Raw genomic sequence first — 24,792 nt, forward strand, 5'->3', positions numbered from 1 at the left:
GGCTGCAGTTGCCGAGGCCGCGCCCGCTTGACGGTGGTGGCTCCCCGAACCGGTCAGTTCTCTCGGATCAGCTCCTCGATGTCGGCCAGTTCGGTCAGGTCGGCGGGCCAGGTGAGCCGGCCCGCGTCGAGGTCTTCGATCACGCCGGCCAGCCAGGTGGCCTCGGCGGACAGGCGGTTCGTCTCGTACTCCACCTCGAGGGTGAGCAGCCGCGGGAGGCCGGGCGGGAGGCTGACTTCGGTACGGCGTACGAGTGAGGCGCGGCGGTCCCGTAGGGCCGACGCGACCTCGGCCGGCGTGAGGCAACCGGCGAAGTTGAGGGCCGGCACCAGCAGTGTCGAGTTGGGGTCGGGCTGGGCCAGCAGCCGGCGCACCCACTCGCGCAGGTGCCGGCGGCCGGCGTCGGTGAGTTCGTAGACCGTGCGTTCGGGGCGGCCGCCGTCGCGAGTCGTGGCCGCTATCCGGATGTGGCCGGCCGCGAGAAGACGCTCGGCGGCGTGGTAGATGCTGCGCGGCAAGCCGGTCACGAAGTCTTTGTGGGTGCGCTCGATCATCAGGTGCATTTCGTACGTGTGCCGCGGGCCGGTCATGAGCAGCCCGAGCACGGTGAGGGCGTTGACGTCGCGGTCGGCTTTCTTCATGGCATCACGCATTATTGCAAGTTGCCATAGCGCCGACAAGCCGTGCGAGATGTTCGACTCGGCAGGCAACCCGGCCGCGGCGGCAATCGTCATCCCACGCGCAGCCCCCTGCGCTAGGAGATCGACATGCCGTTCCGTCCCCGTCACCTGCTCGTCGCTGCCGCGGTGGTCCTCGCCGGCTGCGGTTCCGGGGCGCCCGCGGCATCCCCGGCCCCGGAAAGGCCCGCGCCGACGACCCACGCCCCGCCGGCCGAGACGGCGCCGCCCAAGATCACTTATCCCGCGCACGGGCACCGGAAGTGGACTACCGCGCCGGCCCAGACCGGCAAGCCGGCCGGGCATTCCGGGCGGCTGCTGCGCTACCGGGTGCTGGTCGAGCAGGACATCAAAGGGCTGGCACCGGCCGGCTTCGCCGACACGGTCACCACGACCCTGGCCGATCCCCGCAGCTGGACGGCGGGCGGGCAGTACCGTCTGCAGCGCGTCGGCCCGCGCGACGACTACGACTTCACGATCTACCTGGCTACGCCGGACACGCGCGATTCGCTCTGCGCGGGTGGCGCGGACGGCTACACGTCGTGCCGCAACAAGGACAACGTGGTGCTGAACGTGGCGCGGTGGGTCAAGGGTGCGCCCCCGTTCAAGGCGCCGACGGCGACCTACCGGCAGTACATGGTCAACCACGAGGTCGGGCATCGGCTCGGGCAGGGTCACATGCTCTGCCCGGGCCACGGTCAGCCGGCCCCGGTGATGCAGCAGCAGACCCTGGGCATGCACGGGTGCACGGTGAACCCGTGGCCCTATCCGGATCGGAAACACTTCCACACCGGGCGGTCGGGCGCGTACGACGACCAGGTTCCGGCGCGCGACAAAGGTAATTGATACGTCAATCGCCGAGCTACGATCGACAGCATGGCTCGTGTTCCGGCCGCCCAGCGGCGCTCGATGAACTCCGGCGAGCTCGCGGTCTGGCGGTCCCTGCTCGACACCACCACCGAGTTGCGCCGGCGCCTCGCGACCCAGCTCGCCGAGGATTCGCAACTCTCCCCCGGCGACTACGCCGTGCTGCTGGCCCTCAGCGAGGCCGGGGGACGACTCCGGTCGTCCGAGCTGGCGGCGAGCATGGACTGGGAACGCAGCCGCCTGTCGCACCACCTCGGACGGATGGAGAAGCGCGGGCTGATCACGCGGGAGGACTGCGCGACCGACAACCGGGGCGCCGAGGTGCTGATGACCGAGGTCGGTGCGGCCGCGTTCACCGCGGCGACCCGGCCGCACATGCGGGCGATCAAGCAGCACTTCGCCGACGCGCTGACGCCGGCGCAGTTGGACGCGCTCGGCGACGCGCTCCGGTCGATCAACGAGCATCTAGGCTGACGCGCATGCCTGAGCTTCCCGAAGTCGAGTCGGCCCGGTCGGTCATCGAACGGGCCGGGCTCGGCCGGGTGATCGCGGACGTCGACGATTCCGACGCGTACGTCTGCCGGCCGCACCGGCCCGGAGAGATCCGCGACGCCCTGATCGGCCGGCGGCTGGAAGCCGCCCATCGGCGCGGCAAGAGCATGTGGTGCGACGTGAGCGGGAACGGGCCGACGCTCGGCATCCACCTGGGCATGTCCGGGAAGATCGTGATCGCCTCGCCGGACGGCGGCGAGATCGACGGCGGGGACTACTGGGAGGGGCGCCGCCGGCCGGGCGACTATCGGTGGTCGCGGTTCGCGCTGACCTTCGAGGACGGCGGGCGGCTGATGCTCGTCGATCCGCGGCGGCTGGGCCGGGTACGGCTCGATCCGCCGGTGGAGCTGCTGGGGCCGGACGCGACGACGATCACGTCGCTTCAGTTCCGCTCGGTCGTGGCGGGTCGGAGCGCGCCGGTCAAGGCCCGGCTGATGGAGCAGCACCGGATCGCCGGCATCGGCAACCTGCTGGCCGACGAGATCCTCTGGCAGGCTCGCGTCAACCCGGGCCGGCCGGTCGACGAGATCACCTCCCGGGAGACGACGCGCCTTTTCCAGGCGACGCATGCCGCGGTCGACGCCGCGATCGCGGGCGGCGGGGTGCACACGCTGACGATCGTCGCTCATCGGCACGCGGGTGGTCGCTGTCCGAGGGACGGCGCCGGCCTGGTGCAGGGCAAGGTCGGCGGGCGTACGACCTGGTGGTGCCCGAAGGACCAGGGCTGATCCGGTTAAGTTCATCGCGTGAAAACATAGACACACGTCGATTGCGTGGCCTACCGTCGGTCCACGGCGCGCCTCTGCTTCTGTCCTCCGAGCATGGGAACCACGCATGAAACGTATCAACCGACCACCGCTCCCCCGCGTGGTGCTGTCCGCCCTCCTCGTCGCCGGGGGTCTCGTGGCCGTCGGGGTCTCCACCGGCCCCGCCGCGTCCGCCGCCCTCACCTCCGCTGCCCTCACCTCCGCTGCCGACACCTCCGCTGCCGACACCGACCATCTCGACCGCGGCCTGATCAGCATGCGGTCCGGGAACTCCAACTTCCTCTCCTGGCGCCTGCTGACCTCGGACCCGGCCGGTGCCGGGTTCGACGTCTACCGCGGGACGACGAAGGTCAACTCGGCGCCGATCCGCGGAGGAACCGACTACACCGATGCCGGCGCACCCGCCGGCTCCACCTACACGGTCCGGCCGGCCGGGGTGACCACCCTGGCCGCGTCGGCGCCCACGACGACGCTGGCCAGCACGTACATGGACGTGCCGATCCAGATCCCGCCCGGCGGGACCACACCGGACGGGGTCGCCTACACCTACTCGGCCAACGACGCATCGGTCGGTGACCTCGACGGGGACGGCCAGTACGAGATCGTCCTCAAATGGGACCCGTCCAACAGCAAGGACAACTCGCAGTCCGGCTACACCGGCGACGTGTACGTCGATGCGTACAAGCTGAACGGCACCCGCCTCTGGCGGATCGACCTCGGCCGCAACATCCGGGCCGGCGCCCACTACACGCAGTTCCAGGTCTTCGACTACGACGGCGACGGCAAGGCCGAGGTCGTCATGAAGACGGCCGACGGCACCCGCGACGGCACCGGCACGGTGATCGGAAGTTCGAGCGCCGACTACCGGAACTCGTCCGGCTACATCCTGACCGGTCCCGAATATCTGACCGTCTTCAACGGGCAGACCGGCAAGGCGGTCACCACCACCGACTACGTGCCGGCACGCGGGACGGTCTCGTCGTGGGGCGACTCGTACGGCAACCGGGTCGACCGGTTCCTGGCCGGAACCGCGTACATCAACGGGTCGTACCCGAGCATCATCGAAGCCCGCGGCTACTACACGCGTACGGTCATCACGGCCTGGGACTTCCGCAACGGCGCGCTTACCCGTCGCTGGACCTTCGACAGCAACTCCTCGTCCAACGGCTCCAAGTGGACCGGCCAGGGCGACCACCAGCTGTCCATCGCCGACGTCGACGGCGACGGCCGCGACGAGATCATCTACGGGGCGATGGCGGTCGACGACAACGGGGCCGGCCTGTGGGTCAACGGCCAGGGCCACGGCGACGCCATGCACGTCGGCGATCTCATCCCGTCCCGGGCCGGCCTCGAGGAGTTCAAGGTCGACGAGAATACCGGCAGCCTCGCCGCCTGGATGGCCGACGCGCGCACCGGTCAGATCATCTGGTCGAACCCGTCCTGCGGCTGCGACAACGGCCGCGGCGTCTCCGACGACATCTACGCCGGTAGCCCTGGCGCCGAATCGTGGTCGTCGGCGGTGTCCGGGCTCTTCAACACGTCCGGCCAGAACATCGGCCGCAAACCGTCCAGCACCAACTTCGTGGTCTGGTGGGACGGCGACGCGCAGCGCGAACTGCTCGACGGCACACACATCGACAAGTACGGCACCTCGGCCGACACCCGCTTGCTGACGGCGAGCGGCGTCCACGCCAACAACGGCACGAAGTCCACCCCGTCGCTGTCCGCCGACATCCTCGGCGACTGGCGCGAGGAGGTCATCTGGCCGACGACCGACAACAAGGCCCTGCGCATCTACTCCACCACGGACGCAACCAGCATCTCCCACGTGTCGCTGATGCAGGACCGCATGTACCGCGAGGCGGTCGCCTGGCAGAACACGGCGTACAACCAGCCGCCGCACCCCAGTTTCGCGATGACCAGCTAGAACACTAAGCCGACACGCATCAATAACGACGACGGCCCGTCGACGCCGGGGAGTCCGCTGAGCAGCGCGTCCAACGCGCGCCGCGCTCGCTGCGGACTTTCCGGCGCCGGGTGCGCGTAGACTCGACGTTCGATCCTCGGTTGTCGATCAGTTCGCGACCCATCAGCTCTCACCGAGTCGAACGCATGAACGCCCTGTCCGCCGACCTGCACCGTCGGCCGACGTTGCGCGCTGACAACATCGAGCGAGGTGCGCAGCGAAACCAACCACTTCTACCGGCCGGCTATGGCGACATCGCCATCGAGGTCACGTTCGCCGAGTGCGGTGATCAGTTGCCGGGCTTCGGCTGCGAAGCCCGGGTCGTAGGTGGCCGTGGCGAGCCGGCCGTTGACGGCGTCGAGTTTCTCCTGCGCGGCACCGGCGCGCTCGATATGCGTCGTCCGGCCAGATGCTTTTGCAGCTCGATGTGGCGGAACTGATAGACCGCCCCGCTCTGCCGGAGGACTCCGAGGCGGTGGGCGTCGTCCAGGAAGCGCATCAGACGCCACGGCAGTTTCCGGCGCAGGGCCAGCCAGGACGCCGCGATCAGGTACGGCCCGAATGACGCTTGGATGCACGCAGCCACCAACCCGACGGTCAACCCGGCCGCCGCGCCGACGCTAGGGCGTACGCCAAAACCCGCACCCAACCCAAATGAGAGCCCGCCCAGCACGCCGACCGTCATGAATGTACCCCGATCCCGGGTCAGCACGGTCGCCGGCTCGGCGACCTTGGTCGGCTCGACCGTTACCCCCTCCAAACCGGCGGCCAGGCCGCCGAGGATGCCCACCGCCAAGCCGGCTAGTACGCCAGTCTGCCAGCCGAGGCGCAACCACACCTGAGCGCCGACCGCGATCGCAACCGTGCCGCCGACGATCATGCCCACCTTGGAGTAGTGCAGTGCCTGCAACTCGCGGGCGGGACGGCGGATACCGGTCAGCCCGACCGTCGCCGCCGCCGCGAGCCAGGCCCCGCCCCCGTCGATGAGGCCGGCCGGTACGCCGGTGCCCGATCCGGCGCACAGTCCGACCGCGACACCCCCGGCGAAGCCCCCGGCCAGGCCGCGGCGCGGGCCGCCGATCGCACCGGCGCCGATGCCGGCGCCTAAGCCACCCATGATTCCGGCCGCGGCGCTCGTTCCCCGCACCAGGTGACCGACCAAGCCACCGATCAGCCCGCCAAGGAAGCCGCCGACGAAGCCACCGGCCATCCCCCGCACGATGCTGGGGCCCCGGGTGACCGGTGTCCCGGCCTCGTCGCTTACTCGGAATGACGGCGCCGCGACCCTGACCCGCCCGCCCTGCAGCCGGAGCGGGGCGAACACCACGGCCAGCGCAACGAGGATGCCGAGACCGAGGCCGCAGCCGAGCGTCCCGGTCAGCGCAGCAACCAGGCCGACGGCCAGCGCGGGCAGCAGGCCTGCGACGAGTCCGATGGCCGGCGCGCCCACCGCGTCCCGCAACTCCCACCAAGCAAGATCGATGACAGGTGTCGAGGGGTCGTCGCGGGACATCCACCCGGCCAGGTAGCGCAACCACTTCTCGGCGCTGAAGGCCGTACAGAACGGAGGTTTTCGCTGGCCCGGGAACCGGCGGTAGCAGGCGGCCACGAAGGCGGCGAACAGGCGGCGGTCGGCCGCGGCCACGTCCGGGTTGAGCGTGCGGTCGCACAGCTCCCTCGGGTCGGCCAGGTCGGTGACGGACTCGCCCGGCCGCGGGTTGTAGATCCGCCGGGCCAGGCTGATCCGCAGTGGTGTGCGGAGAATCGCATCGACCACGTCGGTCCGCGCTTCGAACACCTGTGTCCAGCGGTCCTCGGTGCCGCGCGCGTCCTCGGCGAGGTAGCGGTGCGCGTCCTGGATGTCCAGCGGGGCGAGCTCAACCGCGGCGAAACCAGCCAGATGCACCGGTGTCCGGCCGGGTGCTTGAACGGCGTCTGCGAAATCCGTCGTACGGCTGGACAACACGAACCCGGCCCGGTCCCGCAGCGCGTTGTTGATGCCGTAAAAGGCCTCCGCCCGCAGGTGGCCGGGCAGCTCGTCGAAGCCGTCCAGCACCGGGAACAACACACCTTCGTCGATCAGCTTCCGGGCCCAGGTCTGTGTGCCGTGGGCCGGTTCGCGCAGCGCGGTGTGGTCGGCGATCAGCCGAGCCTCCAACCACTCCCACAGACCCGCGCGGCTCGGATCCCACGAGGCGAGGGAGAACAGCACGGGCACCGGCCGGGTCGCGCCGCCGGTGGCATCGTCGCGCCGGTCCAGCAGGCGCAACACCAGGTTGACCAGCAGCACGGTCTTGCCGGTGCCCGGACCGCCGAGCACAACCAGGCGACCGGTCGGCACGCCGGCGAGGACATCCACGAGCTGCCCCGACCCGCTGAGCCGGTCCAGGGTCGGGGGTGGCCGGTCAGGCCACCATCGGCGGGCCAGGAGGATCAACTGCTCCAGGGGTACGGTCAGGGCCGCGTCCGCCGCAGTCCAGCTGACCGGGATCGGGACCGGATCCTCGAGCTCGCGGACCTTGAGCTCTTCGGACCACTGTATCCGTACGGCGGTGGCCAGTTCCCTGATCACGTCGTCCTCGGTGCGCGGCTCGGAGCGCCCGGACGGCGCCTGGACGAGGACGACCAGGACGAGCGCGACCGCGGTCATGGCCGCGGCCTGCATCCACTGGGTGCGGTGCCAACCATTGGGCAGACCGCTCGTGGCCAGATTGATCAGCACCGGCACCACGATGGACGACACGACCGACACCAAGATCGTCCAGCGCCGCGCCCTCATCCGGCATCGTCAATCGGCTGGGCCCGTCCGGTCCCGACCGACAATCGCGAAATAGTTGCCGTCGAGCGGGCGGCCGAACAGCTCCCGGATGCTGCGATAGCCGGCGCGGGCGCCGTCGAGCAGCTCGGCCCGGTCGAGCGTGAGCCGCCGTACGCGATGGGAGCCGGCCGGCGGCTGGAACCGCAGCACCGAGGCGCCGCGCAGGTCGACGGTCGTACCCATGCGGAGCACCTGCTTGTCGGCTGCCCATTGGCGCCGCGCCTCGGCCGTCGCTTCACCGAGCCCTCGCGACCAGCGGTTGAGGGTCTGGTGCAGGACGAAGGTCGTGGCCCAGTTGGCGTCGGTCGCCGTGCCCACCGGCGCTGTGTTGATCATCAGGACATGGGTGCAGCCGTCGGCCAGGGCCGGGTATAGCGGGTCCGGCCACAGCAGTCCGCCGTCGAGGTACCGTTTGCCGTTCAGCCGGTACGGCCGTCCGGCGAGGATGGGCAGCCACGAGCCGGCCATCAGGTAGCGGTGAATTTCGGTCGCCACGTCGCGGGCGCGGACCATCTCCGGTTTGAGCGTGTCGACGTTCGACAGCACGAGCCGCACGTCGGCCGTGGATTTCGTTAGCGCTTCGACGTCGAGCGGAACCTCCGTGCGCATGACCTCCTCGAAGACGTACGCCATGTTCAGCCGGGGCCGATGCGGCGGCCATGGCGGGTTGACGAAGCCCTGAGGCAGATAGTCGTAATAGATCGACAATGAGTCCCAGCCGCCACCGGCCGCGAAATAGGCCAAATTGATTGAGCCGGACGAGGTGCCGTACAGGCGGTCGAACAGCGGAGCGATGCCCAGGTCGCGCAGGGCGATCAGCATGGCTCCCGATACCACGCCGCGCATCCCGCCACCCTCGAGCGCAAGCCCCAGCACGCAATCGTCGGTCTCGCCGGCCGCCCGGCGCTCGATCAGTTCCAAGACACCAGGGACTGACCGACCGTTCAAGTGACTCACGGCCTCCACCCTCGCCCATACGTACGGCGGCAGGCAAGCAGAAGGCGACGCCGACCCGCATGTCCACCAAGCAGCCTCCTCGCAGCTCGCACCTGTGCCAACGATCGCGTGGCGCGTCCCGGAACGGGATCGGCCGTGTCGCTCGGCTGTTCCGCGAGAGGAAACGTTTACCGCTTCGGTAATCGCTGGGACGGACCTCGGATTGGATCCGGCCGGCGCTGCAAGCCGGGGCGACGCGCAGGGCCGCATCGATTCGACGGTCAGCGTGGACTTGATGACCAGTCGCGCTCGCCGGCACGCCGCGGGTGCTCACACCGACGGGAACCTGCAGAAAGGAATCACCCGCTGGGATGCATGACGAGCCAGCCGATCAGGGATGGGCCGCTCCCGCGGAGGGCTGACGATCAAGACACACCTGGCCTGCGAGCAGGGTCAGAAAGCGTTGTCGATGATCGGCACCGCCAGGCATCGCGGGGACAGCCCGCAGTTCATCGCGGTCCGGCGCTGGATCCGGGTGGGCAGGTTGGGTGTCGGTGGGCTCCGGTCCGTCCGGTGCTGGTGCTCGCCGACAAGGCCTGCACCACCCGCGATTTGCAGGCTGGTTCACTCGCTGGGAGTCGCGCCGGCGGGCGCGGCAGTATGTGGCAAGGCTGGTTGGCGAGGCTGACCGCAGCAATGGCTGGATGCTGGCAGGAGCGGGGCCGGCGATGTGCCGCCGGACGGAATGCAGCGGTTGCCGCGCTGGACCGACGACCGCGACCGGTGCCGGGCCTCGGGACTTCCGACATGATGGGGTTCGCCACGAAAGTCGAGTTGGCCGTGACATGCCGCCCGGGCATCCGCTGCCGGGGTGCCGGCAGCGTCGGTGACCATGGACGAGGCTTACTGGCAGTCGAAATCTCTCCGGCTCTGGCTGGAAGGCCACGATCAGGCGCAGGTGCAACGCGGCGTACAACCAGCCGCCGCACCGAAGTTTCGCAGTGGGCAACTAACCGATGTAGATCCCGACCAGAGTGGCTGCATCCGGCGCGATCCGGATCTCCGCCGTCCGCAGCCTCGGGTGCTCCAACCAGTAGAGCCGCGCCTCGTCCGGCCGGCCGTCGTGCCGCGGCGGCCAGCCGGTCATCGGCGTGAAGTCGTCGATCACGACCAGGCCGCCGGGTGTCAGCCAGTCGGCCGGGTCGAGGGGTGGCTCGTCGCCCTTGCCGTGGCCGCCGCCGTCCAGCACGAGCAGGTCGAACGGCCCGTCGCGGCCCAGGACGCGCCAGTCGTCCCGGCGGATCCGCACGCGCGTGTCGTCGGCGAAGAGGGGCTGAACCGCGGTGGTGCGGTCGACGCTGAACAGTTCCGCGCCGGGGCCGGCCCCGCTCGCCATCCAGGCCAGCCCGACACCGTACCCGGTCCCGGTCTCACCGATCCGCCGGGCACCGCCGGCGAGTGCCTGCAGCAGCCGGCCCTGCGCGGGCCGGCACGACTGGTCGAAACCGGCCCGGCGGGCCGCCCGCACCGCGGCCGTCACCGGCGGGGGCAGGTCGGTTTCGTTCTCGTACTGCGCGGTCCCGCCGATCGACATGGGTTGATCGTGCCGCATCCGCCCGGCGCGTAGAGTGCCCGGGCATGCGGGCTCTCCGGCGTGAGTGGACGAGGCTGCATCCACTGCTCCGGCGTGCGGTCACCGTGATGGTGGGCGCCGGCACCACACTTCTCGTCCTCGGCGTCGTGGGAGACGCGACCGGCGTCTGGTCGCACGTTCCCTTCCTGACCAACGTCGCCTCGTCGCTGACCGGTGCGCTGTTCGGGCTGCCCGTGGCACTCGTGGTCGTCCAACGCCTGCTGGACACGCAGACCGCGGCGAACGACCGCGCCGAGGCGTCGCGCCTGCTCGTGCGGTCTGTCCAACACATGCGTGTCGCGGCCCTGACGCTGGCCGGCCCGGCCTCGGACGACGACCTGCCCCTCCTGGTCGCGCGGTGCGATGTCGCCGTCGCCGAGGCGCAGGAGTGGGCTGGGCCGGCGTTCGCGGCCAAGGTCCGGCCGCGACGGCTGCGCGCGAGCATGTATCAGCGCGCCTACCTGCGGCAGGTGCTGACGGTGCACGAGGCGGCGCGGCAGGCGCTGAAGGCATATGCGTCGACCGGCCTGGGAGCCCCGGCGCCGGCCCTCGAGCGGATCCGGTCCGAGGCCGCGTTCCTGCAGGACCACGTGCAGCCGGCGGTCGTCCGGCTCGGCGGCCGGTGGCCGGCCGAGGCGTACACCCGGACGCTGCGGCACGTCAGCCTGCTCAGCGACGCCGCTTCGCCGGTGGCCACGATCGAGCGGCTGCTCGACGCGTTCCCGGCGACGCAGCTGGCCGCGCTGCTGCCGGAACCCGATGCGGCCCGGGCCGGCCTCGACCACCCCGACCTTCCGCTGCCACTCCCCCGTCCGAAGCAGCTGGAGGAACTCCGCTCCGGGCTCGGCGGGCTGGTCACCCACCTGACGCAGGCCCGGCAGATCGCCGAGGCGGTCGACGACCTCCAGGACGCGGTCGATCTTGGTCGGGAAGCTCACGCCACAAGGGCGTGAGCTTCCCGCGTACGGGCGGCGACGTACCGTGCGTTCCACGCGAACAGCGCCCCGACCGTCACCACGGTCAGCACCGTCGACAGGCCGACCATCACCGGGACCGGCAGCGCGTACACCAGGACGACGCGGACCAGCGCCTCGGCCAGCAGCCCGACGCCCCACACCTGCGACGCCACCCGGTGACCGCGGCGGACCAGCGGGTTCGCGGCGTACGCGGCGGCCAGCTCCGCGGCGCGACCCGGCTGCACGCTCTGCTGGGCGGCCAGCGTCAGGGGGCGCCCGCGGTACGCGGTGATCAGGAAGGCCAGCCCGACCGCGGCCGACATCGCCGAGTGCTTCACCAGCATCATGCGGGGGTCGCCGGTCAGCACGGTGAAGAGCAGGCCGACGCCGAAGACGGCGCCCATCAGCAGACTGAACGGGCTCAGCCGGCGACTCCGGAGGGCCACAAAGGCCAGCCGTACGCCGGCCGCGCCGGTGCCGGCCATCAGGGCCGCGGTGTCGCCGACACCCGCGAGGTGCAGGCCGTAATAGGTCACCGTGGGCAGGCCCAGGTCCCAGAGGGTCGAACGGATCATCGCGCCGAGATCGGAAGTCATGGCTTGATGGTCGCCGGGCGGGGACCCGCGCCGGGACGACCGCCCCGCCGACCCCGATGTCCACCGGTCGATGGACACAGCCGCTAAGCCATTACGGCCGGACAGCCGATGGGAAGGAAGGCGAACAGAAGAGGGGACCATGGCGCTGCGTAACTGGAAAATGATCACCAAGCTGGGCTCGATTCTCCTGGTGTGTGTGGTCGCGGTCACCACCGTGGCCGTCGTGGGCCTGCGGGCCAACAGCCGGCTCGAGAACGCCACCACCGGCGTCGCCCGGCTGGCCGCGCTGACGCATCAGGTCGACCAGATCAACTACTTCAACGCGGACCTGTCGGGCTGGCTCGCCTCGTACGCCTGGGACGCCGACTTCCTGGGCGGACCGGCCGCGGTGCAGGACGACGCCGTCGACCGGGCCGGCTTCCTGGCCGACAAGAAGCAGCTGGGCGCCCTGCTCGACAGCGTCGACGTGACCACGATGACGGCCGGCGAGCGAGCGGTCTTCGACGAGATGCGCAAGGACTGGAACGACTTCTTCGCCATCGACGAGCAGATCGTCGCGATCTACCGCCAGAACGCCCCGGGCGCCCTCGCCAAGGCCCGCAAGATGATCCAGGGCCCGCAATACGACGTCTACTTCGCCATCGTCAAGGTGACGGGCAAGCTCGCCGACTCGGTGATGAAACGCTCGGCCACGCAGCGTACGGAAGCCGCCGACGCCGCGTCGGCGGCCCGCCGGAGCATGCTGATCGCCCTGGTCGTGGGTGTCCTGCTCGCGGCCGCGCTGGTCATGGTGATCGCCCGGGCGATCGTGCGGCCGCTGCGCCGGGTCCGCGACGTGCTCGACGCGGTGGCCGCCGGCGACCTGACCCGCAGCGCCGACGTGCACGGCCGGGACGAACTGGGGGCGATGGCCGCCGGCCTGGACATCGCGATCGGCAGGATCCGCCGGCTGCTGGGCGAGATGACGACGGTCGCCGGCTCGGTCGGTGCGTCGGGGACCGCGCTGACCGGCCTGATGACCGAGATCGGACGGCAGGCGGTGGAGAGCAGCCGGGACAGCGGTTCGGCGGCGGACGGCGCGGGCGAGGTGTCGCGGCACGTGCAGACGGTGGCGGCGGGCACCGAACAGATGAGCGCGTCGATCCGGGAGATCGCCCGGAACGCCGAGCACGCGGCCGGAGTCGCGACCTCGGGCGTACAGGCGGTCCAGGCGACGTCGACCACGGTGGCGCGGCTCGGCAAGGCGTCGGAGGAGATCGGCTCGGTGATCGCCACGATCAACTCGATCGCCGCTCAGACCAACCTGCTCGCACTCAACGCGACGATCGAGGCGGCCCGCGCCGGGGAGGCCGGTAAGGGCTTCGCGGTGGTGGCGGGCGAGGTGAAGGACCTCGCTCAGGAGACCGCCCAGGCGACGCGGCAGATCGCCGACCAGGTCACGGCGATCCAGCAGGAGAGCAGCGAAGCGATCGCCTCGATCGAGCGGATCACCGAGGTGATCTCCGAGATCAGCGCGATGCAGCACACCATCGCGTCGGCGGTCGAGGAGCAGACGGCGACCACCGCCGAGATCAGCCGGAGCGTGGGCGATGCGGCCGCCGGCACCGACCGGATCGCCCAGACCGTCTCGGCGGTAGCGACGGCAACCGAGTCGACCGAGTCGAGCGTCACCCGCGCCATCGACGCGACACACGAACTCGCCGCGATGAGCGACCAGCTGCACAAGGTGGTGGCGACTTTCCGGCACTGATCGACGGTCCGCCGGCGCGTCGTCCCATTAGGGGCTTCGAAATCGGGAGGGCGATCCGGACGCCTCGCACGACGCCCAACGTCAAGCCGAAAGGCTCGCTGCCGAGGGTCAGCGATTTCGGGATTCTTCACTCGCAACAACGGCGACGCCGCCTTGAGACGGTCGCCCAGGTCGGCCAGATCTGGATTCGGCAAGGTCAATCCCCGACCCGGGCGCGCGATCGACAATCGCGACGGCGCTCGTCGACGGTGAACAACTCGATTTTACTAAGCGCACCGCGTAGGACCTGAACATACAACCCGCAAGTTAGGCCCTGCTTTCGATGGTGGGCGATGGCTGCGATTACCACATCATGGCTCGAAATACAAGTAGTCACGACCGGGCCTAACAGGGCCTTACCTCGCCGCTATCACATTGTTAGGGTCTGTGAGAACAGCCCTTCACCATGGAGACCTCGCCGATGCAGCACGCTTTCGAGCGGACGCCCTTGTGGCAGGCTTTGGCAGCCCGCGACGATGATCCCCATTCGGCCCAGCGCGAGGTCCTTCGAGCCGCATATCTGCAATTCCGGAAAACGGTGGAGCCCCTCGCGAGCGAGATCGCGATGTCGATGCCGATGTTCACGGATCATTCCATCGCGCACATCGACGCCCTGTGGGACACGGCCTCCATGATCTGCGGAGCGAACGTGCCGGTCAATCCGGCGGAGGCGTTCGTTCTCGGTGGGGCCTTCCTGCTGCACGATCTCGGAATGGGCCTCGTGGCCTACCCGCTGGGCGAGGCGGCCCTGGAGTCGGATCCGCAATATCCGGACCTGCTGGCCGGAAATCAGGCCCGCTTGGCGGCCGTCAGCCCGTCGATACAGCAGGAGGAACTGCTCCGCGTGGCACGTGAGCAGACGATCGTGGAGTTACTCCGGCTGCGACACGCGAGTCAGGCGGAACGGCTGGTTTCGACGCAGTTCCGGGCGCCTGACGGAGGCCATCTCTACCTGCTGCAGGACATGGCGCTCCGCCACCATTTCGGTGCCCTGATCGGACGGATAGCGGCCAGCCACTGGTGGGAGGTGGACGATCTCCGATGTTTTGAGCATAAGCAAGGATCATGCGCCGACCACCCGGCCGACTGGGACGTCGATCCTCTGAAGTTGGCGTGCATCCTCCGGTTGGCGGATGTGGCGCAGATCGACCAGCGAAGGGCACCGGTCTACCTGAGAGTGTTCCGCGGGGTCAGCGGGGCGTCGGAGCACCATTGGCGGTTCCAGGAGAGGCTCACCCGTCCGCTCGTGGTGGGCGATCGGCTGGAGTACACGGCGACCCGCCCGTTTCGCCTTGAGGATGTCGAGTCATGGTGGCTTGCCTGCGAGATGGTGAAGGATATAGACGGCGAACTGCGCAAGGTAGACGCACTCTGCGCCGACCTCCGCCGTAATCGTTTCGCCGTCCGGTCCGTCGCAGGCGCTGATTCCCCCGAGCGGTTGGCGGTGTACCTACGGACCGACGGCTGGCGCCCCATTGACGCGACGCTGCGGGTCAGCGACGTGAACCGGCTCGTCGCGACGCTCGGGGGTCACGACCTCTACGGGAACCGGCCGGACGTCGCACTGCGCGAACTGGTCGCCAACGCAGCCGACGCCATGCGGGCCCGAGCCATCGTGGAGGACCGCCCGACCGGCACCGTCACCGTGCGGCTGTCGGAAGACCAGGGGCAGTGGTGGCTGGAGGTGGAAGACACCGGCGTCGGCATGGATTCCACCACGATGGTGCGGGCGCTGACCGATTTCGGATACTCCCGCTGGCGGTCCGACGCTGCCAGCCAGCAGTATCCGGGCCTGCTGTCGAAAGGCTTCCAGCCGATCGGGCGTTTCGGCATCGGTTTCTTTGCAGTCTTCATGGTGGCGGACGACGTCCAGGTGACCAGCCTCTCGCACGAGGATGCGCCCCGTTCCACCCACGTACTGGAGTTTTCCGGCGGTCTCTCCAGCAGACCGCTGTTGCGGGAGGCCGACCAGTCGGAACGGTTGCGCCGTCCAGGCACACGGGTACGCGCCCGGCTGCGGGACGACCCGCGATCCGAGAAGGGACTCTTCCGTACCAGCAGCAGGCGCCTGCAGCACACCCGGCTGTTTCATTCGCTGGTCCGGCGCACCTGCGCCTTGGTGGACGTCAATGTCGATGTACAGGGGCCGGCGGATCCCGCGCCGCGGCGTGTGGTGACCGCCAACGACTGGACGAGCATCTCGGCATCCGAGCTCTTCACCCGGATTTACCCGCGAGACGAGGCCGACTACTACGGCCGCCGACATTTCGACGCATTCGAAACGCTGTTCGTGGAGCGAGCACAAGATGTTCTCGATGACGAGGGACGGGTCGTGGGGCGGGCAATGATCGCCTCGGGCTGGGAACCCGTCGACGAGGAGGTGCGACGATGGCTGCAGCCGGAGGCTCAGGTGTACGTGGGAGGGTTACTGGCCGGCACGTTGGACTGGTGCATGGGCGCGTTCGTCGGCATGCCGTTGACGGCAGACCGGCTCAAGGCCTTCCCCTCGGCGTCGCCGGAAGTTCTCCGCGGCTGGGTGGAGAACCAGGCCGAGCTGGCCCGACGTAACCCTATCGGCGACCATGGCCATCTCGCCTTCACCGGAACAGTGGCGCGCGGCCTGGGCGCGGAGGCGCTCGGCCTGCCCTGCGCCGAGAGCCTCGACGGCCCGCTCGATGTGGCGAACCTGGCGAAGTGGTTGGCTGACCGCGACGAAATATTCATCGCGAATCCCCATTTTCACATCTTCGACCGCGGCGCCGGGACGCGCCGCTTCTTCAGTTTCGGCGGTACCGAAGTGCTGATTGATCAACACTGCCTCATCACGAACCTGTACAGCCTGTGGCTTTACCCGGAGGAGATCCTGTCCCATCCCCGGGTGGAGACCCTCGCCGACGCGGTAGAGCCGGAGGACGGCGTCTGGCACGCGCCAAGTTGGTGGTACGACAATGGAGCGTTCGGATCGATCGCACTGGTTGTGCGAACGATCCGCACGAGCTGGAACATGACCCTCGACCAGGTGCTCGACGGGATGGAGCCGATGTACGCCGAACCGAACATCGATCGGCGTCCGGAGCTACCGACCGCCGAAGGCGGGACGTTCCGGATGAACATGATCCGGTTACGTCGGCTGGCCGAGGTGCGCTCGTGACCGCCGACCCCCCAGGGCCCACGCCGAACGACTTCTACCTCGAGCGCTACAGGTTCATTCTGCAGCAGCTGCAGGCGGCGAACGACAATGTGCACCGCTTCCTCGCCATCTACCAGACCCTTGCGACGGCACTCGCCGGCGCCGCGGTGGCGCTTTTCGTCGGATACCACAAATGGAACATCGCTCCTGGGGTGGCCCGCGCGGGCATCGTGGCCGTCCTGTGGATCGTGACGCTGGTGGCAGCATTCACGCTGCTTCTGCTCCTGGTCGGGGTTCTGACGTGGCTGGACTATCGCCGCGAGGAATGTCAGCTGACCGAAGAGATCATCGGCCCACATTTCCGGGATCCTCCGCGGCCGCGCAACTTTATCCGGTGGTACGAAACTTACATTGCGGGATTCATCGTGGCTTCGGTCGCGCTGATGTGGCTGATCGCCTACACCTATTTCCTCCCTGCGATCGGTTAGCAAACGGCGACTGCCGTGATAGAAATCGAAACACCGTCTTTCCTTGATCGACTGCACCGACATCGGCTGCTTGTCTCATTGCTCCAGGACCGCGGCCAGGCCAGGCTTCGATCCAGAGCGCTCATTCGGCGTGCGCATTCCCGGGCATCGCTACCGGGCAGGGAGGCCCAAGAGAGGCCTGTCCGCCGCCCAGGCCGAAGGCCCTGCTGGCCACGGTCCGACCGCGGGACACGGCCGGCAGGATCCGCCGCCGGGTAGGTGTCGAGGTGATCGCGGACCTCAAGCGCCTCTTCAGCGTTCCGAACAGGCCGACAAAGAGCTCAAAGAACCTGGCCGCCACCACCGGCACCACGCCGATGGACCTACACGGCATCGGACCCTCGGTGCCGCACGGCTGCCGTCGAGGTCGACGCGATCATCCGGTTGCGGACCGGGGTCATTTCGCATCCTTGAACGGCACGTCAACGAGGATGACTTCGGTTGGATCCTCCGTGGGTTGAGTGGTGCGGAACGCGCGGCCCAAGCACCGAATCAGCTGCTTTTGAGGCCGGCGGCGACTGCGCGGACGTCGCCGGCCAGGGTGGTGCGGGTGCCGGCGGCCGGGTCGAGGAGTGCTGCGTGCAACGCGGGCACGCCGGTGATCAGGCTGGTTGCCCAGGAAGCCTCCTCGGTCGGGCGCAGCCGGGCCGTCAGCCGCAAGGGGCGGGAGCGCAGCCGCAGCTCTTCAATGGAATGGTCGGCCGCGCGGACGTTCTGGACGGTCGGGCCCTCGCGCAGCGTCGTGCCGAGCAACCGCAGGGTCACGCCGAGGCGGCGGCGGACCGCGTCGCGGGTGCGGATCGGGGACAGCACGGCGAACGGGAGGACCGCGCAGGCGCCGCCGACCAGGATGGCCAGCAGGCGTTCGCCCAGGCGGTCGAGGCCGGCGGGTTCGCCGAGCAGGCCGTAGAGCAGGCTCAGCGACGCGGTCATCGCGACCGCCCACCAGGCGTAGTTGTGCTGCCGCAGCACCAGGCCCACGCCGAGAACGGCCAGGATCAGCAAGGTGCCGGGGAACGGGGACGGCGTGGCCAGCACGCCGATCACCGTGGCGACGACGGTGCCCGCGACGGCGCCGAGGAGGCGTTCGGCCGCGGTGACGGCTACCTCGCCGCGGGAGGTGGCGCGGAGGCTGACCGTGAGGACCGTGATCACCGTCCAGGGCCAGTGACTGCCGAACAGCTGCTGACCGGCGAGGAAGGCCAGGGCCACCGCGGTGGTGCTTTGCAGCGCCAGCCGCGTACGGACGTGGCGCCGGACGGAAGCGGAGCGTTCGTCCGGCTCCGGGGTCTCCCGAGCCCCGGCCGGCGGCAGATTCTGCACGGCGACGTCGGCCGCCGCGAGAGCCGCCGCGAGGGCCGGGACGCGATCGGCGGCGCGGTCGGCGGCGCGGTCGGCGGCGCGGTCGGCGGCGCGGTCGGCGGCGCGGTCGGCGGCGCGGTCGGCGGCGCGGTCGGCCGCTCGCTCGGCCGCTCGCTCGACCGCGAGGACCGCCAGCCGGGCATCGGTCGCGTCGGGCGGCAACCGGGCATCGAGCTCGAGCGCAGCCAGCCGAACGCGACCGCCCGACCCGGACAGCCCCGCCCGGACACCGCCGCCACCAGACCCCGACACTCCCGCCCGAATGTCGCGGCCGGACCCGATCGCGGCGGCCCTGGCCCGGCGACCCGACCGGACCGCGGCGGCCAAGGGCGCGAGCGAGGGCGGCCCAGGCTTCCAGAGGTGCGCAATCAGCAGACCCCAGGCCGCCGCGACGACCGTGGCGACCACGACCTGGGCGATCCCGGTCGCCGGATGCCGGGCCAGCTCGACCTGCGGCGCCAGGAACAGTGAGATCAGCGGCAGCAGCACCGCCCGGCCCGCCGTGTCGAAGGCCGGCCCGAGCCGCCACGCCAGGCGTGCGGCCAGGAAGACGGCGAGGTAGACGACGTCGGCGCCGACCGTCGAATGGGCGAAGATCAGCCCGAGACCGCAGGTGGCCAGCACCATCAGCGGGAGCCGGACCAGCGTGGCGGCCACCGACCCCTCGGCCGGGCGGCGGGCCTGCGTCACGCAGAGCGCGCCGCCGAGAACGAGCATGCTCGCGTCGCCGAAACCGAGGTGGACCAGCAGTGCCAGCGTGCCGACGGTCGCGGCGAGCGGCACCACCATCACGAAAGTCTTACGCACCTGCGTAATATATCTGGATGGACGCTCTGGCCGAGGCCGCCGCCGTGCGGGCGGGAGTGCAACGGCTGTCGCGGCGGCTGCAGGGCGAGCGGTCGCCGGCCGGGCTCAGCCTGACCAAGACGAGCCTGCTCGGGCATCTCGCCCGCCGCGGCGACCTCTCCCCCGGCGAACTGGCCGCTGCCGACCGGCTCCAGCCCCAGTCGGTGACCCGGGTGCTGGCCGAGATGGAGCGTGACCGGCTGGTCCAGCGCTACCCCGACCCGGCGGACAAGCGCACCCATCGCATCCGGCTCACCGTCACCGGCCGGGCCACCCTCGGCGCCGACATGCGTCAACGCGACGAGTGGCTGGCCGGCGCGATGGCCTCGCTTAGCCACGCCGAGCGGGCGACGCTGCTCGAAGCAGCCGACCTTCTGGCTCGGTTGGGCGAGAGCTGACGCCTACGGCGTCAGGGTGATGGCGTACGCGTCCTTCGCGCTCGCCCAGTTGACGCTGACCGTGATCGCGTTACCGGAGACGGTGGCGCGGCCGTCGGAGACGACGGTCGGGGCGTTCACGTACGCGTTGGTCGACGGCATTCGCTCGACCAGCACGTTGACCGAGCCGGCGCTGACGAGCCAGGACGGCAGGTTCGCGTACCGGATGTCGATGGCGCCCTGCGCGCCCCCGGCCTTCGCCCCCAGCACGCTCACCGATCGGCGGGCCGCGGAGTCCTGGAAGACCGTGCCGTCGTGGCTGGAGCCGGCCGTGATTTTGGTGCGCCGGCCGGTCTGCGACGCGTAACGCTGGTAGACCCACCACTGGCCCATCGGCTGGTTGGCGTTCGCGGTGACCAGCCAGCCCATCGTGTCGTAGAGCGACGGCGTCTGGCCGACCATGCCCCAGTTGGCGCGGGCACCGTCGCAGTTGCAGCGTTCCAGCCGGGCGATGTACCAGGCGGACGGGCCGGGTTGCTGCTCGTCGCCGAAGGCGCCGTACTCGTTGACCGACTCGCCGGCGACGCTCAGGCCGCGTGCGGACAGCATGCCGGCGAGGTTGGCGCTGTCGGTCGCCGGATCGCCGGGCAGGTCGTGCCAGCTCATGATGTCGGGTACGACGTTGTTGGCCTTCACGTAGTCGAGGTAGGTGTTCCACCACGCGTTGCCGCTGGCCGGCACGCCGGCGTAGCTGGGACCCTCGATGACCGCGCCCGGGATCGCCGCCCGCACCTGCTGCGTGCCCCGCTTGATCATCTCGAGGTACTGGCTCTGGGTGCGCCCCCAGAAGAAGATATTCGGCTCGTTCCAGAGGTCCCAGCGCACGTCCGGGCCGGTCATGCCGTTCGCCTTGGCGTCGGCGATCAGCTGGTTGAGGAACGCGGTGTATTCGGTCCAGTTGCCGTTGTCGCCGGGCCAGCGTGGCACGGTGCAGACGCCGTCCGATCCCCACATGCCGGAGACGAGCAGGCTGAAGTGGGCGCCGGTGCCGCGCGCCCGGGCGTAGTAGGCCTTGATGAAGTTCCAGCGGGCCGGGTAGCCGCCGTTGACGTAGCCGCCGTTCGGGCAGCCGATCTGCGAGCCGCCGGCCCGCATGGTCTTGACCTTGAGCTGGCTCTGCAGCGACGCGGACGGGGTGGATCCGTTCGTCGAGAGGCCGTAGATGAAGCCGGACGCCCGGTAGGTCGGCGTCCCGCCGTAGGTCGACATGTCGACGGTCATGCTGTCGGCGGCCGCGAGGGCGGGGGTCGCGGGCTGCGCGACCAGCGCGACGACGGCGACCGCGGCAACGGCCGCCAGGAGGCGCATGCGTTGCAACATCGGCATTCTCCTTCGGAGCGGGGGAAGGAAACCGTTTTCACGAGCCTAGGAATCGACCCGTCTCGATGTCAATCGCGCCTGGAGGATTGCCGCCGAGAAATCAGGAGAAACAAATTTCCGGTGTTTCCGGGTGCCTCACGAGCGTGGGCCGGGTCCAGCGGTCAGGGCGGACAGGGCGTCCCGCAGCGCGGCCCGGGAGGTGATGCCCAGCTTCGGGAACGTGCGGTAGAGGTGAGCGGCCACCGTGCGCGGGGAGAGGGCCAGGCGCTCGCCGATGTCCCGGTTGGTCAGGCCGGTCGCCGCCAGCTGGGCGATCTCCCACTCCTGGGCGGTGAGCAGAGCCGGGCCGGCCGCGGCGGCGCGGGGCACGCCGGTTGCCCGCAACTCGTTGGCGGCGCGGGCCGACCACGGGGCGGCGGCCAGCGAGTCGAAGACGGACCGGGCCGCGGTGAGTTGGCGACGGGCCTCGGTGATGCGGCGGCGCCGGCGGAGCGCCTCGCCGTAGAGCAACCGGACGCGGGCCAGGTCGAACGGCCACGCAACAGCCGACGGCTCGGACACCGCGGCCTCGAACAGGTCGAGCCGGCGGTCGGCCAGCGCCCGGGCCGCCCCGACCACCAGCGCCAGCCGGGACGAGACCTCGCCGAGGCGGGCGGCGTCGAGCGCGGCCACGTGGGCCCGGGCCTCGTCGACGCGGCCGGTGCGGACGGCCGCCTCGACCAGTTCGAGGACCGTCCACACCGCGTTGGGCCGGTGGGTCGGCAGGTCACCGGGCGGGGTCAGGTCCGCGGCCTCCCGGTAGGCGGCCTCGTAGTCGCCCCGCGACAGGGCCGCCAGGCAGCGGATCTGGCAGGCGAAGGCGTGTGCGATCATGGCGCCGCGCGGGCCCGCCCACCGGTCGAGCTCCTCGGCCGCCTCGCCGCCCGGGTCGATGCCGCGTGCGACGCGGACCAGCCCGGCGACGTAGCCGGCCAGGATCCACGAGTAGCGCCGGTAGCCGTGGGTGCGCGCCAGCGTGACGCCCTCGGCCACCAGGTCTTCGACCTCGTCCCACCGGCCGCCGCTCCAGGCCTCGGTGGCCAGCGTGGTCAGCGCGTTGATCGCGGCCGAGACCGCGCCGCCCCGGCGGCCGTCCTCGACGACCCGCCAGAGGGCCTCGCGGCAGCCGGCGACCCGGTCGACGTGGACGGCGGCCACGCCCAGCCGCATGATCAGCAACGGGTCGTCGGTCTGGTCGAGGCGGCGGATCTCGTCGTCGAGGAGGTCGAGTACCGGAAGGGCGCGGTGTACCGGGTCGGCGAACGTACCCTCCAGAATGCGCAAGGCGGCGGGCGTGCCGGCGCCGAGCCGCCGGAGCCCGGCGTGCAACGGCTCCCAGAGTTCGGGCCGCCCGCCGAAGTAGCAGACCATCAGCAGCAGGTGCAGCGCCTCGGCTTCCAGCGACGGGTCGATCCGGCCGGCGTGGGCCGCGAGAGCCAGCGTGAGCAGCCGGTGCGGGGTGTCGACCGCACAATCGCGATTGAACAGCAGGCTGGCCGCGGCCATCGACAGCTGTATCGACCCGGACGAGTCGCCCGCGGCGGCGACGAGTTCCTCGGCGCTGTCCAGTTCGCCGGTCACCTCGGAGCCGATCATTGCCGCCTCGGCGAGCCGGACGGCGCGGGTGCGGTGATCGGGGGTCAGCTCGGCCGCCCGGGTGAGCAGCTCGACCCCGGTGACCGCGTCGCCGCGCCGGATGACCAGGCGGGCAGCGGTCTGCAACTCGGCCGCGACCGTCTCGTCGGGCTGGACCGTGGCCTCGGCCAGGTGCCAGGCGCGGCGCACCGGGTCGGGCGTGCGGGTCGCCAGGAGCCGGTGTGCGTGGTGGCGCTCGACCAGGGTGGAGCACTCGACGACGGCGAGACGGCTGAGCGGGTGCCGGAAGCTGATGCGGCCGGTGACGCGGTCGATGCTGATCAGGCCGTGCCAGAGCGCGGGGTCGAGATCGCCGAGGGCGTCCGCGGTGCCGGCCACCGTGTGCAGGTCGGCCGGGCCGGAGAGGGCGGCGAGCAGCAGCAGCTCCCGGGTGCGCGCCGGCAGCGAGGCGATCCGGGAGGCGAACACCTCCTGCAGCCGCTGCGCGATCGCGGCCGGCCGCCCGCCCGGGCCGTCCGGCGAGGCGGGCAGCTCGACCAGCGCCAGCGGATTGCCCTGCGCCTCGTCGAGGATCCGCTGCCGGGTGCGGGCCGGCAGCCGCGGGTGGCGTTCGTGCAGCAGTTCGCCGCCGGCCTCGGCCGAGAGGGGCGGTACCTCGAGCCGGGGCAGCCCGCCCTGTTCGAAGAAGCTGCTCGACCCGGTGCGCTGGGCGACCAGCAGGCCCGCGGACAGCCCGGTGAGCCGGCGCGCGACCAGCCCGAGGACCAGCGCGCTCGACCGGTCGAGCCACGGCAGGTCATCGACGATCAGCAGCACCGGCTGCGACGAGGCCAGTACGTCGAGGACCGCGTTGGAGACCGCGAGGTGGTCGGGTGCCGGCCCGGCCTGCAGCCCGAGCGCGACGCGCAGCGCCGGCGGGTGCGGCACCTGGCGCAGCACCGGCAGCAGCAGCTGGTTGAGCCCGGCGAAGCTGATGCCGGCCTCGAACTCGACCCCGGCCGCCCGCAGCACCCGCATGCCGGCCGCCGCCGCGCGGGCGGCCGCCTCGTCGAGCAGCACGGTCTTGCCGATGCCCGCTTCGCCGGCGACCAGCAGCGCCGCTCCCCCGGCGGCCGCCGCGGCCAGGGTGTCATCGAGCGCACCCAGCTCTCGCGCCCGCCCGACGAGGTGCGGCGCGGCATGCTGGGGCAACTCGGTCACATAGGGCCTCCTTGTAGGCGATCCTGCTCTCATGATCTTGGACTGGCAACGCGCGGGCCAGCGTATTTTGACTTAAGCGAAACCCGGCGGCGCGGGAAAACGAGCGTCGATCGGCGCATTCCCCGCACCGGGCCAGGTTCGCAGGCTGACGGGATGCACAACGCGGCTGACCTCGGTCCGGTGGAGCGGCGCATCGCCATGCTCGCCGCGACCGGCCTGACCAACAAGGAGATCGGCAACCGGCTGTTCCTGTCCGGCCGCACCGTCGGCACCTACCTCTACGGCGTCTTCCCCAAGCTCGGAGTGTCCTCCCGGGCCGGTCTGGCGGATGCCCTGCAAGGGCCGGCCGGCGCGGACGACGCCCAGGAGACGAATCCGGCGCACCCGGCGCGGGCCGAACTCGCGTACGGGCAATGGTTGCGCCGCCACCGACGGCCCCGCGACGCCCGCCCGGTGTTGCAGTCGGCCCTGGCCGGCTTCCAGGCGACGGGCGCCGACCGCTGGGCCGAACGCGCCCGAGGCGAACTGGCCGCCACCGGCGTCACCCGCCCCGGAGACCCGGAACGCCTCACCCCGCAGGAGTCGGCCGTCGCCGAACTCGCCGCGCGGGGACTGACCAACCGGCAGATCGGGGAACGTCTGCTGCTGTCGCCGCGTACGGTCGGCTCGCACCTCGGCCGCGTCTTCCCCAAGCTCGGCGTCGGATCCCGGGCCGCTCTGCGTGGTGCCCTGGATCGCCGATCGGCACTAGGGTTGACGGTCGACTGAGGACGATCGA

The 24,792-nt window shown here is 70.6% G+C and carries 18 protein-coding genes and 1 pseudogene; 11 read left to right on the top strand and 8 right to left on the bottom strand.

The window, feature by feature from the left end:
• Positions 1 to 53: 53 nt before the first annotated feature.
• A complete protein-coding gene (locus ACIA5C_RS32655) occupies positions 54 to 653 on the bottom strand; it encodes a helix-turn-helix transcriptional regulator (protein ID WP_396061856.1) in 600 nt (199 codons plus the stop codon).
• Between the two features lie 114 nt (positions 654 to 767).
• On the opposite strand from ACIA5C_RS32655, the gene ACIA5C_RS32660 reads away from it, so the two are divergent.
• From ACIA5C_RS32660 to ACIA5C_RS32675, 4 genes are all read left to right on the top strand, one after another.
• Positions 768 to 1,523, top strand: coding sequence for a DUF3152 domain-containing protein (locus tag ACIA5C_RS32660; protein ID WP_396061858.1), 756 nt, complete (start codon positions 768 to 770; stop codon positions 1,521 to 1,523).
• Between the two features lie 30 nt (positions 1,524 to 1,553).
• Positions 1,554 to 2,018, top strand: coding sequence for a MarR family winged helix-turn-helix transcriptional regulator (locus ACIA5C_RS32665; RefSeq protein ID WP_396061860.1), 465 nt, complete (start codon positions 1,554 to 1,556; stop codon positions 2,016 to 2,018).
• A gap of 5 nt (positions 2,019 to 2,023) precedes the next feature.
• Entirely contained in the window at positions 2,024 to 2,824 is an 801-nt protein-coding gene (locus tag ACIA5C_RS32670) for an Fpg/Nei family DNA glycosylase (protein ID WP_396061862.1), read from the top strand.
• Positions 2,825 to 2,930: 106 nt separating this feature from the next.
• Positions 2,931 to 4,790: a rhamnogalacturonan lyase gene (locus tag ACIA5C_RS32675; RefSeq protein WP_396061864.1), complete on the top strand. Its 1,860-nt coding sequence runs from the start codon at positions 2,931 to 2,933 to the stop codon at positions 4,788 to 4,790.
• Between the two features lie 328 nt (positions 4,791 to 5,118).
• On the opposite strand, the gene ACIA5C_RS32680 is transcribed toward ACIA5C_RS32675, so the two are convergent.
• Positions 5,119 to 7,572: an NACHT domain-containing protein gene (locus ACIA5C_RS32680; RefSeq protein ID WP_396061866.1), complete on the bottom strand. Its 2,454-nt coding sequence runs from the start codon at positions 7,570 to 7,572 to the stop codon at positions 5,119 to 5,121.
• A gap of 45 nt (positions 7,573 to 7,617) precedes the next feature.
• Positions 7,618 to 8,568 carry a patatin-like phospholipase family protein gene (locus ACIA5C_RS32685; RefSeq protein WP_396061868.1) on the bottom strand — a complete coding sequence of 317 codons (951 nt, stop codon included), beginning with the start codon at positions 8,566 to 8,568 and terminating at the stop codon, positions 7,618 to 7,620.
• A gap of 262 nt (positions 8,569 to 8,830) precedes the next feature.
• On the opposite strand from ACIA5C_RS32685, the pseudogene ACIA5C_RS32690 reads away from it, so the two are divergent.
• A pseudogene (locus tag ACIA5C_RS32690) lies at positions 8,831 to 9,204 on the top strand (IS5/IS1182 family transposase); the annotation flags it as partial.
• Positions 9,205 to 9,592: 388 nt separating this feature from the next.
• Here the strand turns inward: ACIA5C_RS32690 and ACIA5C_RS32695 are convergent.
• On the bottom strand, positions 9,593 to 10,177 hold the full coding sequence (locus ACIA5C_RS32695) for an O-methyltransferase (protein WP_396061870.1): 585 nt from the start codon (positions 10,175 to 10,177) through the stop codon (positions 9,593 to 9,595).
• 44 nt (positions 10,178 to 10,221) lie between these two features.
• Here ACIA5C_RS32695 and ACIA5C_RS32700 point away from each other — a divergent pair, with 44 nt between their 5' ends.
• Complete coding sequence (locus ACIA5C_RS32700) at positions 10,222 to 11,169, top strand: hypothetical protein (RefSeq protein ID WP_396061872.1); 948 nt, start codon at positions 10,222 to 10,224, stop codon at positions 11,167 to 11,169.
• Here the strand turns inward: ACIA5C_RS32700 and ACIA5C_RS32705 are convergent.
• Complete coding sequence (locus ACIA5C_RS32705) at positions 11,151 to 11,768, bottom strand: VC0807 family protein (RefSeq protein WP_396061874.1); 618 nt, start codon at positions 11,766 to 11,768, stop codon at positions 11,151 to 11,153. The genes ACIA5C_RS32700 and ACIA5C_RS32705 overlap by 19 nt on opposite strands.
• A 139-nt stretch (positions 11,769 to 11,907) precedes the next feature.
• Between ACIA5C_RS32705 and ACIA5C_RS32710 the strand changes: the two genes are divergently transcribed.
• The 3 genes from ACIA5C_RS32710 to ACIA5C_RS32720 all read left to right on the top strand — a co-directional run bounded on the left by ACIA5C_RS32710 (position 11,908) and on the right by ACIA5C_RS32720 (position 17,175).
• The gene (locus tag ACIA5C_RS32710) at positions 11,908 to 13,518 is read left to right on the top strand and encodes a methyl-accepting chemotaxis protein (protein WP_396061876.1); all 1,611 of its coding nucleotides are present in this window, start codon (positions 11,908 to 11,910) and stop codon (positions 13,516 to 13,518) included.
• A 445-nt stretch (positions 13,519 to 13,963) separates the two neighbouring features.
• On the top strand, positions 13,964 to 16,708 hold the full coding sequence (locus tag ACIA5C_RS32715; protein WP_396061878.1) for an ATP-binding protein: 2,745 nt from the start codon (positions 13,964 to 13,966) through the stop codon (positions 16,706 to 16,708).
• Positions 16,705 to 17,175, top strand: coding sequence for a DUF2157 domain-containing protein (locus ACIA5C_RS32720; protein ID WP_396061880.1), 471 nt, complete (start codon positions 16,705 to 16,707; stop codon positions 17,173 to 17,175). The genes ACIA5C_RS32715 and ACIA5C_RS32720 overlap by 4 nt, the downstream gene beginning before the upstream one ends.
• Before the next feature lie 531 nt (positions 17,176 to 17,706).
• On the opposite strand, the gene ACIA5C_RS32725 is transcribed toward ACIA5C_RS32720, so the two are convergent.
• A complete protein-coding gene (locus ACIA5C_RS32725; RefSeq protein ID WP_396061882.1) occupies positions 17,707 to 19,383 on the bottom strand; it encodes an FUSC family protein in 1,677 nt (558 codons plus the stop codon).
• 17 nt (positions 19,384 to 19,400) lie between these two features.
• Between ACIA5C_RS32725 and ACIA5C_RS32730 the strand changes: the two genes are divergently transcribed.
• A complete protein-coding gene (locus tag ACIA5C_RS32730) occupies positions 19,401 to 19,820 on the top strand; it encodes a MarR family winged helix-turn-helix transcriptional regulator (RefSeq protein ID WP_396061884.1) in 420 nt (139 codons plus the stop codon).
• A gap of 3 nt (positions 19,821 to 19,823) precedes the next feature.
• On the opposite strand, the gene ACIA5C_RS32735 is transcribed toward ACIA5C_RS32730, so the two are convergent.
• Both ACIA5C_RS32735 and ACIA5C_RS32740 read right to left on the bottom strand, forming a co-directional pair.
• Complete coding sequence (locus ACIA5C_RS32735) at positions 19,824 to 21,179, bottom strand: beta-xylosidase (RefSeq protein ID WP_396061886.1); 1,356 nt, start codon at positions 21,177 to 21,179, stop codon at positions 19,824 to 19,826.
• A gap of 135 nt (positions 21,180 to 21,314) precedes the next feature.
• Positions 21,315 to 24,014, bottom strand: coding sequence for an AAA family ATPase (locus ACIA5C_RS32740; RefSeq protein ID WP_396061888.1), 2,700 nt, complete (start codon positions 24,012 to 24,014; stop codon positions 21,315 to 21,317).
• Between the two features lie 153 nt (positions 24,015 to 24,167).
• On the opposite strand from ACIA5C_RS32740, the gene ACIA5C_RS32745 reads away from it, so the two are divergent.
• Positions 24,168 to 24,782, top strand: a complete 615-nt coding sequence (locus tag ACIA5C_RS32745; protein ID WP_396061890.1) for a LuxR family transcriptional regulator — start codon at positions 24,168 to 24,170, stop codon at positions 24,780 to 24,782.
• Positions 24,783 to 24,792: the final 10 nt, after the last annotated feature.

Source organism: Actinoplanes sp. NPDC051343 (assembly GCF_044455125.1).
Lineage (GTDB): Bacteria > Actinomycetota > Actinomycetes > Mycobacteriales > Micromonosporaceae > Actinoplanes.